Annotated in this window: 19 protein-coding genes; 17 read left to right on the top strand and 2 right to left on the bottom strand. The window is 63.2% G+C overall.

Going from position 1 to position 15,325, the window contains the following annotated elements:
* Window positions 1–20 precede the first annotated feature (20 nt).
* From gshB to QRN70_RS17360, 7 genes are all read left to right on the top strand, one after another.
* A complete protein-coding gene (gene gshB / locus QRN70_RS17390; protein ID WP_285419177.1) occupies window positions 21–992 on the top strand; it encodes a glutathione synthase in 972 nt (323 codons plus the stop codon).
* A 107-nt stretch (window positions 993–1,099) separates the two neighbouring features.
* A complete protein-coding gene (locus QRN70_RS17385; RefSeq protein WP_285419176.1) occupies window positions 1,100–1,999 on the top strand; it encodes an energy transducer TonB in 900 nt (299 codons plus the stop codon).
* 173 nt (window positions 2,000–2,172) lie between these two features.
* Entirely contained in the window at window positions 2,173–2,745 is a 573-nt protein-coding gene (locus tag QRN70_RS17380; protein WP_285419175.1) for a YqgE/AlgH family protein, read from the top strand.
* Window positions 2,745–3,182: a Holliday junction resolvase RuvX gene (gene ruvX / locus QRN70_RS17375; protein ID WP_064589634.1), complete on the top strand. Its 438-nt coding sequence runs from the start codon at window positions 2,745–2,747 to the stop codon at window positions 3,180–3,182. The genes QRN70_RS17380 and ruvX overlap by 1 nt, the downstream gene beginning before the upstream one ends.
* A gap of 80 nt (window positions 3,183–3,262) precedes the next feature.
* A complete protein-coding gene (gene pyrR, locus QRN70_RS17370; RefSeq protein ID WP_285419174.1) occupies window positions 3,263–3,769 on the top strand; it encodes a bifunctional pyr operon transcriptional regulator/uracil phosphoribosyltransferase PyrR in 507 nt (168 codons plus the stop codon).
* 28 nt (window positions 3,770–3,797) lie between these two features.
* Window positions 3,798–4,802 carry an aspartate carbamoyltransferase catalytic subunit gene (locus QRN70_RS17365; protein ID WP_041063517.1) on the top strand — a complete coding sequence of 335 codons (1,005 nt, stop codon included), beginning with the start codon at window positions 3,798–3,800 and terminating at the stop codon, window positions 4,800–4,802.
* A complete protein-coding gene (locus tag QRN70_RS17360; RefSeq protein WP_285419173.1) occupies window positions 4,799–6,070 on the top strand; it encodes a dihydroorotase in 1,272 nt (423 codons plus the stop codon). The genes QRN70_RS17365 and QRN70_RS17360 overlap by 4 nt, the downstream gene beginning before the upstream one ends.
* A gap of 93 nt (window positions 6,071–6,163) precedes the next feature.
* On the opposite strand, the gene QRN70_RS17355 is transcribed toward QRN70_RS17360, so the two are convergent.
* Window positions 6,164–6,598 (bottom strand): NINE protein, encoded by a 435-nt coding sequence (locus QRN70_RS17355; RefSeq protein ID WP_285419172.1) that lies wholly within the window; start codon window positions 6,596–6,598, stop codon window positions 6,164–6,166.
* A 248-nt stretch (window positions 6,599–6,846) separates the two neighbouring features.
* Between QRN70_RS17355 and QRN70_RS17350 the strand changes: the two genes are divergently transcribed.
* Window positions 6,847–7,473 carry a C40 family peptidase gene (locus tag QRN70_RS17350; RefSeq protein ID WP_285419171.1) on the top strand — a complete coding sequence of 209 codons (627 nt, stop codon included), beginning with the start codon at window positions 6,847–6,849 and terminating at the stop codon, window positions 7,471–7,473.
* Window positions 7,474–7,604: 131 nt separating this feature from the next.
* Here QRN70_RS17350 and QRN70_RS17345 read toward each other — a convergent pair whose 3' ends face one another.
* Window positions 7,605–8,639 carry a type IV pilus twitching motility protein PilT gene (locus tag QRN70_RS17345; RefSeq protein ID WP_285419170.1) on the bottom strand — a complete coding sequence of 345 codons (1,035 nt, stop codon included), beginning with the start codon at window positions 8,637–8,639 and terminating at the stop codon, window positions 7,605–7,607.
* A 56-nt stretch (window positions 8,640–8,695) separates the two neighbouring features.
* Here QRN70_RS17345 and QRN70_RS17340 point away from each other — a divergent pair, with 56 nt between their 5' ends.
* The 9 genes from QRN70_RS17340 (at window position 8,696) to hemW (ending at window position 15,325) form a co-directional block, all read left to right on the top strand.
* Window positions 8,696–9,382: a YggS family pyridoxal phosphate-dependent enzyme gene (locus QRN70_RS17340; RefSeq protein ID WP_285419169.1), complete on the top strand. Its 687-nt coding sequence runs from the start codon at window positions 8,696–8,698 to the stop codon at window positions 9,380–9,382.
* A gap of 23 nt (window positions 9,383–9,405) precedes the next feature.
* Window positions 9,406–10,224 carry a pyrroline-5-carboxylate reductase gene (gene proC, locus QRN70_RS17335; RefSeq protein ID WP_285419168.1) on the top strand — a complete coding sequence of 273 codons (819 nt, stop codon included), beginning with the start codon at window positions 9,406–9,408 and terminating at the stop codon, window positions 10,222–10,224.
* Between the two features lie 10 nt (window positions 10,225–10,234).
* Window positions 10,235–10,825 (top strand): YggT family protein, encoded by a 591-nt coding sequence (locus tag QRN70_RS17330; RefSeq protein WP_047297137.1) that lies wholly within the window; start codon window positions 10,235–10,237, stop codon window positions 10,823–10,825.
* A complete protein-coding gene (locus QRN70_RS17325) occupies window positions 10,822–11,115 on the top strand; it encodes a DUF167 domain-containing protein (protein ID WP_285419167.1) in 294 nt (97 codons plus the stop codon). Before QRN70_RS17330 ends, QRN70_RS17325 begins: the two co-directional genes overlap by 4 nt.
* Before the next feature lie 186 nt (window positions 11,116–11,301).
* Window positions 11,302–12,441, top strand: coding sequence for a homoserine O-succinyltransferase MetX (metX, locus tag QRN70_RS17320; protein WP_285419166.1), 1,140 nt, complete (start codon window positions 11,302–11,304; stop codon window positions 12,439–12,441).
* Between the two features lie 7 nt (window positions 12,442–12,448).
* Window positions 12,449–13,069, top strand: coding sequence for a methionine biosynthesis protein MetW (gene metW / locus QRN70_RS17315; protein ID WP_285419165.1), 621 nt, complete (start codon window positions 12,449–12,451; stop codon window positions 13,067–13,069).
* 26 nt (window positions 13,070–13,095) lie between these two features.
* Window positions 13,096–13,530 carry a DUF4426 domain-containing protein gene (locus QRN70_RS17310; protein WP_285419164.1) on the top strand — a complete coding sequence of 145 codons (435 nt, stop codon included), beginning with the start codon at window positions 13,096–13,098 and terminating at the stop codon, window positions 13,528–13,530.
* The gene (gene rdgB / locus QRN70_RS17305) at window positions 13,527–14,123 is read left to right on the top strand and encodes an RdgB/HAM1 family non-canonical purine NTP pyrophosphatase (RefSeq protein ID WP_285419163.1); all 597 of its coding nucleotides are present in this window, start codon (window positions 13,527–13,529) and stop codon (window positions 14,121–14,123) included. Before QRN70_RS17310 ends, rdgB begins: the two co-directional genes overlap by 4 nt.
* The gene (gene hemW / locus QRN70_RS17300; RefSeq protein ID WP_285419162.1) at window positions 14,120–15,325 is read left to right on the top strand and encodes a radical SAM family heme chaperone HemW; all 1,206 of its coding nucleotides are present in this window, start codon (window positions 14,120–14,122) and stop codon (window positions 15,323–15,325) included. Before rdgB ends, hemW begins: the two co-directional genes overlap by 4 nt.

Genomic DNA, 15,325 nt, shown 5'->3' with positions numbered 1-15,325 from the left:
CAAATTTCGAGGAAAACCCAATGAGCGTTCGCGTCGGGATTGTCATGGACCCTATCGCCAGCATTTCCTATAAAAAGGATAGCTCGCTGGCCATGCTGCTGGCGGCGCAGAAGCGCGGCTGGGAACTGTTCTATATGGAACAGCGCGACCTGTACCAGGGCGAAGGCCAGGCCCGCGCGCGGATGAAGCCGCTGCGCGTGTTCGCCAACCCGGAAAAATGGTTCGAACTGGACGCCGAGCAGGACACCCTGCTGAGCGACCTGGACGTGATCCTGATGCGCAAGGATCCGCCGTTCGACATGGAGTTCGTCTACTCCACCTACCTGCTGGAACAGGCCGAAGCCGCCGGGGTGCTGGTGGTCAACAAGCCGCAGAGCCTGCGCGACTGCAACGAGAAACTGTTCGCCACATTGTTCCCGCAGTGCACGCCACCGACCGTGGTCAGCCGCCGCGCCGATGTGCTGCGTGAATTCGCCGCCAAGCATGGCGACGTGATTCTCAAGCCGCTGGACGGCATGGGCGGCACCTCGATCTTCCGCCACCGCGCGGGAGATCCGAACCTGTCGGTGATCCTCGAGACCCTGACCGCCCTCGGCGCCCAGCAGATCATGGGCCAGGCCTATCTGCCGGCGATCAAGGACGGTGACAAGCGCATCCTGATGATCGACGGCGAGCCGGTGGATTACTGCCTGGCACGCATTCCGGCCCAGGGTGAAACCCGTGGCAACCTCGCCGCCGGTGGTCGTGGCGAAGCGCGGCCGCTGACCGACAAGGATCGCTGGATCGCCGCCCAGGTCGGCCCGACCCTGCGCGAGAAAGGCCTGCTGTTCGTCGGTCTCGACGTGATCGGTGAACACCTCACCGAAATCAACGTCACCAGCCCGACCTGCATCCGCGAAATCGACAACGCCTTCGGCACCGACATCGGCGGCATGCTGATGGATGCCATTGAGAAGAAGCTGCAAGCTACGAGCCGCAAGCTTGAAGCTTGAAGCTTGAAGCTCGTCGCTCGTCGTTTGCTTCTGTGTCGCTTGCAGCTAAAAACCAACATTGCGTTATGATGCCGTGCCTTTAAAAACGCGATGTTGGTTTTTCTGTCATGACCCTCCCGTCCGATCTGCCTGCTGAACTCGCCCATCGCGGCGTGCGCCCGGCCGATCGCCTCGGTTTTACCCTGTTTCTCGCAGCGCTGATCCATCTGGCGCTGCTGCTTGGCGTGGGCTTCACCATGGTCGAGCCCAAGCAGATCAGCAAAACCCTGGAAATCACCCTCGCCACCTTCAAGAGCGAAAAGAAGCCGGCGAAGGCTGATTTCCTCGCCCAGGACAATCAGGAAGGCAGCGGCACCCTCGACAAGAAGGCGATCCCCAAGACCACCGAAGTCGCGCCCTTCCAGGCCAACGAGGTCAAGAAAGTCACGCCACCGCCGGCGGCCAAGCCGCAGGTGCAGGAGGCGGCGCCCACGGCGGCGGTGACCACTGTCGCGCCGAAGCCGAAAAAAGCGCCGACCAAGAAAGAAGAAGCTCGGACCGAGCCCAAACCGGCGGTCGACGCGCCGACGTTCGACAGTGCCCAACTGTCCAGCGACATCGCCAGCCTCGAAGCGGAGCTGGCCAACGAACAGCAGTTGTACGCCAAGCGCCCGCGCATCCACCGCCTCAGCGCCGCCTCGACCATGCGCGACAAGGGGGCCTGGTACAAGGATGACTGGCGCAAGAAAGTCGAGCGGGTCGGCAACCTCAATTACCCCGAAGAGGCCCGGCGCAAGCAGATCTACGGCAGCCTGCGGCTGATGGTGTCGATCAACCGTGACGGCTCTCTGTACGAAGTGCTGGTGCTGGAATCGTCCGGCCAGCCGCTATTGGATCAGGCGGCGCAGCGTATCGTCCGGCTGGCGGCGCCGTTTGCTCCGTTTACCGGCGATCTGTCGGACATCGACCGCCTGGAAATCATCCGCACCTGGAAGTTTGCCCGCGGTGACAAGCTCTCCAGCAATTAAGAACAGCGCAAAACCCCTGTGGGAGCGGGGTTGCTCGCGAAGAGGCCGGCACATGCACCATCGATGTCGCCTGGACTGACGCTTTCGCGAGCAGGCTCGCTCCCACATTTGATCCGTGTTACTGCCTGATCCTCAGCTTGTCAGTTTGCCCCTACGACGCCACACTAGCGCACATGAAAAACGTCAGCCCCAGCTACCTCAAGCATCACTTCCTGATCGCCATGCCACACATGGCCGACCCGAACTTTGCCCATACCTTGACCTACATCGTCGAGCACACGGCCAATGGGGCCATGGGGCTGGTGGTCAACCGACCGCAAGAGCTGAATCTGGCTGACATCCTCGAACAATTGCGTCCGGACATCGATCCGCCAGCACTGTGCCAGCATGTACCGATCTTCATCGGCGGTCCGGTGCAGACCGATCGTGGTTTTGTCCTCCATCCGGCGGGCCAGACGTTCCAGGCCACGGTCGAGCTGGAAGGTGAACTGGCGCTGTCCACCTCGCAGGACGTGCTGTTCGCCATCGCCGATGGTGTCGGCCCGGCCAAGAGCGTGATTACCCTGGGCTATGCCGGCTGGGAAGCCGGGCAACTGGAAGCCGAACTGGCCGATAACGCCTGGCTGACCTGCCCGTACGACGCCGACATCCTGTTCAACACCCGCAGCGAACTGCGTCTGGAAGCGGCGGCCCGGCACCTGGGGATCAACCTCAGCCTGCTGACCAGCCAGGCAGGACACGCCTGATGGCCCTGCGCCTGATTCTTGGCTTCGACTACGGCACCAAACAGATCGGCGTGGCGGTCGGCCAGGTGATTACCGGTCAGGCCCGCGAGCTGTGCACCCTCAAGGCGCAGAACGGTGTGCCTGACTGGAATCAGGTCGAAGCCCTGATCAAGGAATGGAAACCCGATGCCGTGGTCGTCGGCCTGCCGCTGAACATGGACGGTACGCCAAGCGACATGTGCGTACGCGCCGAGAAGTTCGCCCGGCGCCTCAATGGCCGCTTCAACCTGCCCTTCTACACCCATGACGAGCGCCTGACGACGTTCGAGGCCAAGGGTGAACGCCTGGCGCGCGGCGGGCAGAAAGGCAGTTACCGCGACAACCCGGTGGACGCCATCGCCGCCGCCCTGCTGCTGCAGGGCTGGCTCGACGAAAACACTGCATTGTTTGAATCCTGACAAGCGCTTCGGCGCTTTTCTTTTGAGCTACGACCCGAGCCGCGTCCAAGGACCCGGCTCGGCCCCAAGAAGGAGCAACCATGAGCCTGCCCAATCCCGCCGATCTGATCAGCCAGATGGCGACCCGCCTCAAGGCGCACCTGGTCCAGCGTGATATCCGCGAACCGCGTTACATCGGCATTCGCACCGGTGGTATCTGGGTCGCGCAGGCCCTGCTCAAGGAATTGGCCAGCGACGCGCCGTTGGGCACGCTGGATGTGTCCTTCTACCGCGACGACTTCAGCCAGAACGGCCTGCACCCGCAAGTGCGCCCGTCGGCCCTGCCCTTCGAGATCGAAGGCCAGCACCTGGTGCTGATCGACGACGTGCTGATGAGCGGCCGGACCATTCGCGCTGCCATGAACGAATTGTTCGACTATGGCCGTCCCGCCAGCGTAACCCTGGTCTGCCTGCTCGACCTTGACGCCGGCGAGCTGCCGATCCGCCCGAACGTGGTGGGTGCGACCCTGTCGCTGGGCGCCAATGAGCGCGTGAAGCTGTCCGGCCCGGAGCCGCTGACGCTCGAACTGCAAGACCTGAATCCTTAACCCGCCCTTATTGAGAGTCCCCCTCGCGATGACGCCTCTAGATACCAAGCGCCCGCTGCAGCTCAATGATCAGGGCCAGCTGCGCCATTTCCTCTCGCTCGACGGCCTGCGCCGCGAGTTGCTGACGGAAATCCTCGACACTGCCGACTCGTTCCTCGAAGTCGGTGCCCGGGCCGTGAAGAAGGTCCCGTTGCTGCGCGGCAAGACCGTGTGCAACGTGTTCTTCGAGAACTCCACGCGCACCCGCACCACCTTCGAACTGGCGGCCCAGCGGCTGTCGGCGGACGTGATCACCCTGAACGTCTCGACTTCGTCGGCCAGCAAAGGTGAAACCCTGCTCGACACCCTGCGCAACCTCGAAGCCATGGCCGCCGACATGTTCGTCGTGCGCCACGGCGACTCCGGCGCTGCGCACTTCATCGCCGAGCACGTCTGCCCGCAGGTGGCGATCATCAACGGCGGCGACGGCCGTCACGCGCACCCGACCCAGGGCATGCTCGACATGCTCACCATCCGTCGGCACAAGGGCGGCTTCGAAAACCTCTCGGTCGCCATCGTCGGCGACATCCTGCACTCGCGGGTGGCGCGCTCGAACATGCTCGCGCTGAAGACCCTCGGCTGCCCGGACATCCGCGTGATCGCCCCGAAGACGCTGCTGCCGATCGGCATCGAGCAGTACGGCGTCAAGGTCTACACCGACATGAACGAAGGCCTGAAGGACGTCGACGTGGTGATCATGCTGCGCCTGCAGCGTGAGCGCATGAGCGGCGGCCTGCTGCCGAGCGAAGGCGAGTTCTATCGCCTGTTCGGCCTGACCACCGCGCGTCTGGCCGGGGCCAAACCCGATTGCATCGTCATGCACCCGGGGCCGATCAACCGTGGCGTGGAGATCGAGTCCGCAGTGGCCGACGGCCCGCACTCGGTGATCCTCAACCAAGTCACCTACGGCATCGCCATCCGTATGGCCGTGCTGTCGATGGCCATGAGCGGGCAAACAGCGCAACGTCAATTCGAGCAGGAGAACGCCCAGTGAAGCTCAGCATTCTCGGCGCCCGCGTCATCGATCCAAGCAGCGGCCTGGATCAAATCACCGATATTCACGTTGAAGCCTGCAAGATCGTCGCCCTCGGCGCCGCACCGGCCGGTTTCACCGCCGTCGACACCATCGACGCCAGCGGCCTGGTCGCGGCACCTGGCCTGGTCGACCTCAACGTCGCCCTGCGCGAGCCCGGCTACAGCCGCAAAGGCAGCATCGCCAGCGAAACCCGCGCCGCTGCCGCCGGTGGCGTGACCAGCCTGTGCTGCCCGCCGAAGACCAAACCGGTGCTCGACACCTCCGCCGTGGCCGAGCTGATCCTCGACCGCGCCCGCGAAGCCGGCAACACCAAGGTGTTCCCGATCGGCGCGCTGAGCAAAGGCCTCGACGGCGAGCAACTGGCCGAACTGGTGGCGCTGCGCGACGCCGGTTGTGTGGCGTTCGGCAACGGCCTGGAGAGCTTCCGCAACAGCCGCACCCTGTGCCGGGCGCTGGACTACGCGGCGACTTTCGACCTTACCGTGATTTTCAACTCGCAGGATCACGACCTGGCCGATGGCGGCCTCGCCCACGAAGGCGCCACCGCCAGTTTCCTCGGCCTGCCGGGCATCCCGGAAACCGCCGAAACCGTGGCCCTGGCCCGCGACCTGCTGCTGGTCGAGCAGACTGGCGTGCGTGCGCACTTCAGCCAGTTGACCAGTGCTCGCGGCGTGGCGCTGATCGCCCAGGCCCAGGCCCGAGGCTTGAAAGTCACCGCGGATGTCGCCCTGTATCAGCTGATCCTGACGGACGAAGCCCTGATCGACTTCAGCAGCCTCTATCACGTGCAACCGCCGCTGCGCACCCGCGCCGACCGCGACGGCCTGCGCGAGGCGGTGAAATCCGGCGTGGTCTCGGCGATTTCCAGCCATCACCAGCCGCACGAGCGCGATGCCAAACTGGCGCCCTTCGGCGCCACCGAGCCGGGCATCAGCAGCGTCGAACTGCTGCTGCCGCTGGCGATGACGCTGGTCGAGGATGGTCTGCTGGATCTGCCGACGCTGCTCGCGCGCCTGAGCGCCGGCCCGGCCGAGGCCCTGCGCCTGCCGGCGGGCAAACTGCAAGTGGGCGGCGCGGCGGACATCGTCTTGTTCGATCCGAAAGCCTCCACCGTGGCCGGTGAAGGCTGGCTGTCGAAGGGCGAGAACTGCCCGTTCCTCGGGCACACTTTGCCGGGTGTGGTTCGCTACACGCTGGTGGACGGGCGGATCAGTCACCAGGCTTGATACCGCGTCGCCCCATTCGCGAGCAGGCTCGCTCCCACATTGGATCTGTGAACGACACAAATCCCCTGTGGGAGCGAGCCTGCTGGCGAAGACTTACTGGAAGGCGCCGCGGTTCTGCGCGTTGCGCACCGAGACCTGGTCGTTCAGGGTCCAGAAGTCATACAGCACCCCGACAAAGAACAACCCGCCAGTCAGCAGGTACAGCAATCCGCTGATCCACTTGCCCTGGTACATCCGGTGTACGCCGAATACGCCGAGAAAAGTCAGCAGAATCCACGCCACGTTGTATTCGATCGGCCCCGCGGCAAAGCGCAGGTCCGCCTCGCGGTCCATCGCCGGGATCAGAAACACGTCGATCAGCCAGCCAATCCCGAGCAGCCCGAAGGTGAAGAACCAGAGCGTGCCGGTCACCGGTTTGCCGTAATAGAAGCGGTGCGCGCCGGTGAAACCGAATATCCACAGCAGGTAGCCGATCACCTTGCTGTGGGTGTCTTTTTGCTTCACACGGGGAAGCTGATAGCTGTTCATGAAGACCTCGATGCAGACGATAGATAAATATTCTTTAATTCTTTGTGACTTTTTTACAGGTTGCCGACGTACGGCAAATGCTACCTTGTGCTCCGTCAAAGCCTTATAGCACCTGACTTCTGTCGGACAATTGCGTCCATTTGCCGCTTGTTTGGTTCCGTTGCCTCCCAATTGAATCGACCAACGGCCTCGGAAGGCTGGAAAAAGCTGTTATAAAGTTGCGCGCTAACACACAAGAGCCACGCCTAATGCGACCATTTTTCAAGACATGGCTAACTATTTGCCTATTAATGCCACTGGCCGCCCACGCCACCAATCGTGAGCAACGTCTTCCCAACGTCAACGGTTTCACCCCCAAATCCCATGCTTCGGCTCCCTCGAGCAAAAGCAGCAAGCAGACGAAACACACCACGCTGGCCAGCACCAATCACGGCAAGCTGGTGCCACCGATGGCCAACAAGGAAAGCAGCAACGTCCTCAGCCGTGCGGTGAACGTCCTCGGTACGCCCTACCGTTGGGGCGGCAGCAGCCCAAGCAAAGGCTTCGACTGCAGCGGCCTGGTGAAATATGCGTTCAATGACGCCACTTTCGACCTGCCACGCACCTCGAATGCCATGGCCAGCGGCCACGGCGAGAAAGTCGAGCGCAAGGACCTGAAGCCGGGCGACCTGATCTTCTTCAACATCAAGAGCCGTCGGGTCAATCACGTGGCCATCTACCTGGGCAACGACCGCTTCATCCACGCACCGCGCCGTGGCAAAGCGGTAAGCATCGACACGCTGAACAAGCCGTACTGGCAGCAGCATTACGTGGTGGCCAAGCGGGTGCTGCCGAAAGAACCGGCCAGCAAGCAGATGCGTGTGGTTCAGCGCTGAGCTGACTGATCCGGAATGTGTTCAAGCTGTACTGACCCCTTCGCGAGCAGGCTCGCTCCTACATGGAAATGCATTCCAATGTGTGAGCGAGCCTGCTCGCGAAGGGGCCGATGAAAGCACTACGAGCCTCCTTAGAAATTATCCGGCGTGCGCGCCTTCTCCCGCGCATGCTCGCGGCTGATCAAGCCCTTGGTCACCAGCTCTTTCAGACACATGTCCAGTGTCTGCATGCCCAACGACCCACCGGTCTGAATCGACGAATACATCTGCGCCACCTTGTCCTCGCGGATCAGGTTACGGATCGCCGACGTTCCCAGCATGATCTCGTGCGCTGCCACCCGCCCGCCGCCGATCTTCTTGATCAGCGTCTGCGACACCACCGCCAGCAGCGACTCCGAGAGCATCGAACGCACCATCGATTTCTCGTCGCCAGGAAACACGTCGACCACACGGTCGATGGTTTTCGCCGCTGACGTGGTGTGCAGCGTGCCGAACACCAGGTGGCCGGTCTCGGCGGCGGTCAGCGCCAGGCGGATGGTTTCCAGGTCGCGCATCTCGCCGACCAGGATCACGTCCGGGTCTTCCCGCAGCGCCGAGCGCAGGGCGGTGGCGAAACTGCGGGTATCGCGATGGACTTCGCGCTGATTGATCAGGCATTTGCGCGATTCATGGACAAATTCGATCGGGTCCTCGATGGTCAGGATGTGGTGATGGCGATGGGTATTGAGGTAGTCGATCATCGCCGCCAGCGTGGTCGACTTGCCGGAACCGGTCGGCCCGGTGACCAGCACCAGCCCCCGGGGGGCGTCGGTGATCTTGCGGAAGACATCGCCCATGCCGAGATCCTCCATGCTCAGCACTTTCGACGGAATGGTGCGGAACACCGCGCCGGCGCCACGGTTCTGGTTGAACGCGTTGACCCGGAAGCGCGCCACACCCGGCACTTCGAACGAGAAATCCGTTTCCAGGTGTTTCTCGAAGTCGACCCGCTGGGTGTCGTTCATGATGTCGTAGATCAGCTCATGCACCTGTTTGTGATCCAGAGCAGGCAGATTGATCCGCCGCACATCGCCGTCGACGCGAATCATCGGCGGCAGGCCGGCCGACAGGTGCAGGTCGGAAGCGCCCTGTTTGGCGCTGAAGGCCAGCAGTTCAGTGATATCCATAGCGTCCCTCAATTCCAGTAGAATGCCGCGAACCTTCAGACCGCCGGCGCCTCTTGATGTCCACGATAGCAGACAACATTGATCAGGTTAGTTCGCGCATCCGCGCCGCCACCCAAGCCGCCGGACGCGCCGAAAACAGCGTCCGGCTGCTGGCCGTGAGCAAGACCAAACCAGCGCAGGACCTGCGCGACGCCCATGCCGCCGGCCTGTGCGACTTCGGCGAGAACTACCTGCAGGAAGCCCTGGGCAAGCAGCTCGAACTGGCCGACCTGCCCTTGATCTGGCACTTCATCGGCCCCATTCAATCGAACAAGACCCGTGCCATCGCCGAGCATTTTGCCTGGGTGCATTCCGTGGATCGCCTGAAAATCGCCCAACGCCTGTCCGAACAGCGCCCGGCCGAGCTGCCGCCGCTGAACATCTGCATTCAGGTCAACGTCAGCGGTGAAGCCAGCAAGTCCGGCTGCACCCCGGCCGACCTGCCGGCGCTGGCCGAGGCCATCAGCACCCTGCCGCGCCTGAAACTGCGCGGGCTGATGGCGATTCCCGAGCCGACACAAGATCGCGCCGAACAAGATGCCGCTTTTGCTGCCGTGCAACGTTTGCAGGACAGCCTGAATCTGCCGCTCGACACACTTTCCATGGGCATGAGCCACGACCTCGAGTCGGCCATCGCCAACGGCGCCACCTGGGTCCGTATCGGTACGGCCCTGTTTGGCGCCCGCGATTACTCCCAGTCTTGAACACTTGTGGATAAGGACCTGACATGAGCAACACACGTATTGCCTTTATCGGTGCCGGCAACATGGCCGCCAGTCTGATCGGCGGCCTGCGCGCCAAGGGTCTGCAAGCCAGCCACATCCGCGCCAGCGATCCGGGTGAAGACACCCGCCAGCGCGTCAGCGCCGAGCACGGCATCGAAACCTTCGCCGACAACGCCGAGGCCATCGCTGGCGTCGACGTGATCGTCCTGGCGGTCAAGCCGCAGGCGATGAAAGCCGTGTGCGAAGCCATCCGCCCGAGCCTGAAACCGCAGCAACTGGTGGTGTCGATCGCCGCCGGCATCACCTGCGCAAGCATGACCGCCTGGCTCGGCGAGCAGCCGATCGTGCGCTGCATGCCCAACACCCCGGCGCTGCTGCGTCAGGGCGTCAGCGGCTTGTACGCCACCAGCGAAGTGACCGCCGAGCAGCGTCGGCAGGCCGAAGAGCTGCTGTCCGCCGTGGGTATCGCCCTGTGGCTGGACGAAGAGCAGCAATTGGACGCGGTGACGGCGGTGTCCGGTTCCGGCCCGGCGTACTTCTTCCTGCTTATCGAAGCCATGACCGCCGCGGGCGTCAAACTCGGTCTGCCGCAGGAAATTGCCCAGCAACTGACCCTGCAAACGGCCCTCGGTGCAGCGCACATGGCGGTTTCCAGCGATGTCGACGCTGCCGAACTGCGCCGCCGCGTGACGTCGCCAAATGGCACCACGGAAGCTGCGATCAAATCGTTCCAGGCCGGCGGCTTCGAAGCCCTGGTGGAAAAAGCACTCGGCGCCGCCGCGCACCGCTCGGCCGAAATGGCCGAACAACTGGGCAAATAAGGAGCCTTACATGATTGGATTGAACACCGCAGCGGTTTACGTGCTGCAAACCCTCGGCAGCCTGTACCTGCTGATCGTGCTGCTGCGCTTCGTCCTGCAACTGGTGCGGGCGAACTTCTACAACCCGCTCTGCCAGTTCGTGGTCAAGGCCACTCAGCCGCTGCTCAAGCCGCTGCGCCGGATCATCCCGAGCCTGTTCGGCCTGGACATGTCGTCGCTGGTGCTGGCGATCCTCGTGCAACTGGCGCTGATGGCGCTGACCCTGCTGCTGACCTACGGCACCACCGGCAATCCGCTGCAACTGTTCATCTGGTCGATCATCGGTGTCACCGCGCTGTTCCTGAAGATCTTTTTCTTCGCCCTGATCATCAGCGTGATCCTCTCCTGGGTCGCGCCGGGCAGCCACAATCCGGGCGCTGAACTGGTCAACCAGATCTGCGAGCCGGCGCTGGCACCGTTCCGGCGCATCCTGCCGAACCTCGGTGGCCTGGACCTGTCGCCGATCTTCGCGTTCCTGGCGCTGAAGCTGATCGACATGCTGGTGATCAACAACCTCGCGGCGATGACGATGATGCCGGAAATCCTGCGCCTGCTGATGTGAGCTGGTTTCGCTGGGACGGCGACGACCTGATCCTCGAGTGTCACCTGCAACCGGCGGCCCGCAGCGATGATTTCGCCGGGCTGCACGGTGAGCGCCTGAAGATCCGCCTCACCGCGCCGCCGGTCGAGGGCAAGGCCAATGCGTATCTGATGGGCTTTCTGGCCAAGGCCTTCGGGGTCTCCAAGAGCCAGGTCAGCCTGCTCAACGGCGAGCTGAACCGGCAGAAGCGGGTGAAGATCTGCTCGCCGAAGAAGTTGCCGGATTTGCCTGATCTGACGCGTCCGGCCTGACCCACCGAGCCACCCAATTCGCGAGCAGGCTCGCTCCCACATTGGAATGCAATCCCCTGTGGGAGCGAGCCTGCTCGCGAATGGTTGCGCCTCGGTCCAGCGCGAAGACATCGGGGCCTGATCGTTGCTTGCCGCTAACCCCACCGGTCTTTAGACTTACGCCTCATTTCAACGAGAGCAGGGTCGATGCCAGCTGCCTTTCCCCCCGATTCTGTTGGTCTGGTGACGCCGCAAACGGCGCACTTCAGTGAACCCCTGGCCCTGGCCTGCGGCCGTTCGCTGGCCGCCTATGACCTGATCTACGAAACCTACGGCACGCTGAACGCACAGGCGAGCAACGCCGTGCTGATCTGCCACGCCCTGTCCGGCCATCACCATGCCGCCGGCTACCACAGCGCCGACGACCGCAAGCCCGGTTGGTGGGACAGCTGCATCGGCCCCGGCAAACCCATCGACACCAACAAGTTCTTCGTGGTCAGCCTGAACAACCTCGGCGGCTGCAACGGCTCCACCGGCCCGAGCAGCATCAACCCGGAAACCGGCAAGCCGTTCGGCGCCGACTTCCCGGTGCTCACCGTGGAAGACTGGGTGCACAGCCAGGCGCGCCTGGCCGACCTGCTCGGCATCGGCCAGTGGGCCGCGGTGATCGGCGGCAGCCTCGGCGGCATGCAGGCGCTGCAATGGACCATCACCTACCCGGATCGCGTCCGCCACTGCCTGGCCATCGCCTCGGCGCCCAAGCTGTCGGCGCAGAACATCGCCTTCAACGAAGTGGCGCGCCAGGCGATCCTCACCGACCCGGAATTCCATGGCGGCTCGTTCCAGGAACACGGCGTGATCCCCAAGCGCGGCCTGATGCTGGCGCGAATGGTCGGGCACATCACCTACCTGTCCGACGATTCCATGGGCGAGAAATTCGGCCGTGGCCTGAAGAGCGAAAAGCTCAACTACGACTTCCACAGTGTCGAATTCCAGGTCGAAAGCTACCTGCGCTATCAGGGCGAAGAGTTCTCCGGACGCTTCGACGCCAACACCTATCTGTTGATGACCAAGGCGCTGGATTACTTCGATCCGGCGGCGAACTTCGACGATAACCTGGCGAAAACCTTCGAAGGTGCCAAAGCCAAGTTCTGCGTGATGTCGTTCACCACCGACTGGCGCTTCTCTCCGGCCCGCTCGCGGGAACTGGTGGACGCCCTGATGGCCGCGCGCAAGGACGTCAGCTACCTGGAAATCGATGCACCCCAGGGCCACGACGCCTTCCTGATTCCGATCCCGCGCTACCTGCAGGCGTTCGGCAATTACATGAACCGCATTACGTTGTGAGAAAGCCATGAGAGCTGATCTGGAAATCATCCAGGAATGGATCCCCGCCGGCAGCCGCGTGCTCGACCTCGGCTGCGGTGACGGCGAGTTGCTGACCTGGCTGCGCGACCACAAGCAGGTCACCGGCTATGGCCTGGAAAACGACCCGGACAACATCGCCGAGTGCGTGGCCAAGGGCATCAACGTCATCGAGCAGGACCTGGACAAGGGCCTAGGCAACTTCGCCAGCAACAGCTTCGACATCGTCGTGATGACCCAGGCCCTGCAGGCCGTGCACTACCCGGACAAGATCCTCGACGAAATGCTGCGGGTCGGCCGCCAGTGCATCATCACCTTCCCCAACTTCGGCCACTGGCGTTGCCGCTGGTACCTGGCGAGCAAGGGGCGCATGCCGGTGTCGGAGTTCCTGCCATACACCTGGTACAACACGCCGAACATCCACTTCTGCACTTTCGAAGACTTTGAAGAACTTTGCCGTGAACGTGAGGCGAAGGTCATTGATCGGCTTGCCGTGGATCAACAGCACCGCCACGGGTGGGCCAGTAAGCTATGGCCTAATCTGTTAGGTGAGATCGGTATCTACCGCGTCAGCAGCCCCGGGCTGCAGGACCACCGAATCGCGGTGTGAACCACGACATTCCAAGGAGCACGATCATGGGTCGTTTTGCGATGTTGCTGTTAACCGCCTGCCTGAGCGCCAGCGCCCTGGCGGCGGACGTCATCAAGGGCGAGCGCCAGGAAACCTTCGGCGACGTGACGGTGCACTACAACACCTTCAACTCCACGTACCTGCAACCGGACATCGCCAAGGCGGCCGAGTTGATCCGCAGCAAGAACCAGGGTGTGATCAATGTCTCGGTGATCAAGGACGGCAAGCCGCTGATCGCCAATGTCAGCGGCACGGTCAAAGACCTGACCAGCCAGACTGTGACCCTGAACTTCCGCCAGGTCACCGAACAGGGCGCGATCTACTACATCGCCCAGTACCCGGTGGAGCAGCAGGAAACCCGTACCTTTGAAATCAAGGTGCAGAACGGCGACAAGATCAACACCATCAATTTCAATCAAGAACTCTTCCCCGGCGAATGATGAACCTCAAGCAACTCGTACTGGCCAGCCATAACGCCGGCAAACTCAAGGAACTCCAGGCCATGCTCGGCGACGCGGTGCAACTGCGCTCGATCGGCGAATGGAGCAAGGTCGAGCCGGAGGAAACCGGCCTGTCGTTCGTCGAGAACGCGATCCTCAAGGCGCGCAACGCGGCGCGGATTTCCGGGCTGCCGGCGCTGGCCGATGACTCCGGCCTGGCGGTGGATTTCCTTGGCGGGGCCCCGGGCATATACTCGGCGCGCTATGCCGACGGCAAGGGCGATGCGGCGAACAACGCCAAACTGCTCGACGCCTTGAAGGACGTGCCTGAAGCCGAACGCGGCGCGCAGTTCGTCTGCGTGCTGGCCCTGGTGCGGCATGCCGACGATCCGCTGCCGATCCTCTGCGAAGGCCTGTGGCACGGGCGCATCCTGACCGCCGCCAGCGGCGAGCATGGTTTCGGCTACGACCCGCTGTTCTGGGTGCCGGAGCGTGACCTGTCCAGCGCCGAACTGACGCCTGCCGACAAGAACCAGATCAGCCACCGCGCCCGTGCAATGGAACTGCTGCGCCAGCGTCTGGGCCTGAAATGACCGATAGCCACCCCGCGTCGTCGCTGATCGTCGGCGGCGCCGCGTCCTCGCCTCGGGCGCCGTTGCCGACGCTGCCGCCCCTGGCGCTGTACATCCACATCCCGTGGTGTGTGCGCAAATGCCCGTATTGCGATTTCAATTCGCACACCGCCAGCCCGGTGCTGCCGGAGCAGGAATACGTCGACGCGCTGCTGGCCGACCTCGACCAGGACCTGCACGCGGTCTATGGCCGTGAGCTGAGTTCGATCTTCTTTGGCGGCGGCACACCCAGCCTGTTCAGCGCCGAGGCCCTCGGGCGCCTGCTGGCAGGTGTCGAGCAGCGCATTGCGTTCGCCGCCGACATCGAAATCACCCTGGAAGCCAACCCCGGCACCTTCGAGCAGGAGAAGTTCGTCGCGTACCGTCAACTGGGGATCAATCGCCTGTCGATCGGCATCCAGAGTTTCCAGCAGGAAAAGCTCAAGGCCCTCGGCCGCATCCACAACGGCGATGAAGCCGTGCGGGCGGCCGGCATGGCGCGCCAGGCCGGGTTCGACAACTTCAACCTCGACCTGATGCATGGCTTGCCCGATCAGTCGCTGGACGACGCGCTGAGCGACCTGCGCCAGGCCATCGCGCTGCAACCGACGCACATTTCCTGGTACCAGCTGACACTGGAGCCGAACACGGTGTTCTGGAACCAGCCGCCGGTGCTGCCGGAAGACGACACGCTGTGGGACATCCAGGAAGCCGGGCAGGCGTTGCTGGCCGAGCACGGTTACGCGCAGTACGAAGTTTCCGCCTACGCCCAGCCGGGGCGCCCGGCGCGGCATAACCTCAATTACTGGAGCTTCGGCGACTTCATCGGCATCGGCGCCGGCGCCCACGGCAAGCTCAGTCATCCGGACGGGCGCATCGTCCGCACCTGGAAGACACGCCTGCCGAAGGACTACCTCAACCCGGCGAAAAGCTTCCAGGCCGGCGAGAAAGCCCTGAGCAATGACGAGATGCCGTTCGAGTTCCTGATGAATGCCCTGCGCCTGACCGCCGGGGTCGAATCGCGCCTGTATCCCGAGCGTACCGGCCTGCCGCTGGAGAGCCTCGAAGAACAGCGGCGCGAGGCCGAACAAAGCGGCCTGATGCAGGTCGAACCGTCACGTCTGGCGGCCACCGAGCGCGGCCAACTGTTCCTCAACGACTTGCTGCAGAAATTTCTGAGCTGA

The sequence above is a fragment of the Pseudomonas sp. efr-133-TYG-5 genome (assembly GCF_030209175.1).
Lineage (GTDB): Bacteria > Pseudomonadota > Gammaproteobacteria > Pseudomonadales > Pseudomonadaceae > Aquipseudomonas.
The sequence above is the reverse complement of the archived record's forward strand: the minus strand, read 5'-3'. Positions and strand labels throughout refer to the sequence as shown.